We start from the raw sequence: 1,203 nt of genomic DNA, 5'->3' as shown, positions 1-1,203 counted from the left end.
TAAAGAAGGGTTTGGGGCTTTTGACACAAGCACTCTCCAAAGGCTTTTTAACCACCACCAAAAAAAGCACATCAATACGCGGATCGCCCAACTCAATAGTGATGAATTCTTAGAGCGCATGAAATACTACCCACGAGGACACCGATTGCCCCTATTTGAGCAGGTGGAAAAACCTAAGAAATTAACATTGCCCGAGGCCATGCGCGCTAGCGGGGCGATGGAGTTGCCCTATAAAAAACATGTCAAACCCCCCACATTGAATAACATCACGCATGTACGCGAGGGCCCCAGAGAGAACACAGATTATAAGCTTTATTTTTCTAACACAGGGGTGGTAATAGGGGCTATGGTGTTGGATCTCATCCCCAATAAGAATGGGGAGACTAAGGGCTGGAGAGACGACAGCCTTTTTTTGAACCAGCATGTGATCTTGGCGCGCGCGCTTAAAAAAGGGGCGAATATCCCTAGCAAGAGCCCACAAGCGTGGTATTACTCCAATATTAAGGACAATGAAGCCCAATTAGACAAGCTAGACCCCAATATCTTAGCCCAAATGGAGCAGGCACTTCAAGAGTATTTGATCGCTTTGTGGGAGTGTTATGACATATGGGTCTTGGGCTTGAGCCAGTTAGATAGGCCCTTGATGGACGCGCGCGCCCTAGCCCAAGAAAAGAAGCTAGATTTTAGCCAAGTCTTCTTTTACTCCAAGGGGGAAAATTTGGACCTCGTGGAGCGCAACAAGAATGCGCTATTTGAGGGGTATGTAGATTCGCATTTTGCTCGGGAAGAAGCTAGGTTAAAGGAGGCCTTGACAAATAAGGGGTAAAGAGGCAAAATAACCCCAGCGCAATTGCCCCCCTTTTTGGGGGGTATTCGCGTTAGCGGAGGCAAGCCAGAGGTAAGCAGAATGCTTAACTCTGTTGCGCGATGGCTAAGAGTACCATCAACGCTAGGATTATTAGCAACCTATGCATGTGGTTACCTCCTTTCTAGGAGGTCTCCCGCTACACTCCTCAACCCTTAAAGGCTTTAGCCCAATACGCCAAATGCCCTAAGAGATAACCACATATGCCCCTTATGTCTCTAGTATAACACAAGCTACTCTTTAACCCTTGATTCACGCGGGGGTTTTTTGGTTGAATAGGGCTATAAGGGGCGATGATGTTGTTACACGACAAGATACAAGAACTTTTAGAGGCCACC

General features: G+C 47.2%; 2 protein-coding genes. One reads left to right on the top strand and one right to left on the bottom strand.

The window, feature by feature from the left end; all coding sequences use genetic code 11:
• Window positions 1-826 (top strand): hypothetical protein (locus EAO38_RS08525; protein WP_162982756.1); only part of this gene is annotated, 826 nt, incomplete at its 5' end.
• Between the two features lie 187 nt (window positions 827-1,013).
• Here the strand turns inward: EAO38_RS08525 and EAO38_RS09035 are convergent.
• Window positions 1,014-1,203: hypothetical protein (locus EAO38_RS09035; RefSeq protein ID WP_205588390.1), on the bottom strand; the 190-nt coding region annotated here is incomplete at its 5' end.

It is taken from the genome of Helicobacter vulpis (assembly GCF_003660395.1).
Lineage (GTDB): Bacteria > Campylobacterota > Campylobacteria > Campylobacterales > Helicobacteraceae > Helicobacter > Helicobacter vulpis.
This window is presented reverse-complemented; position numbering and strand designations above follow the sequence as displayed.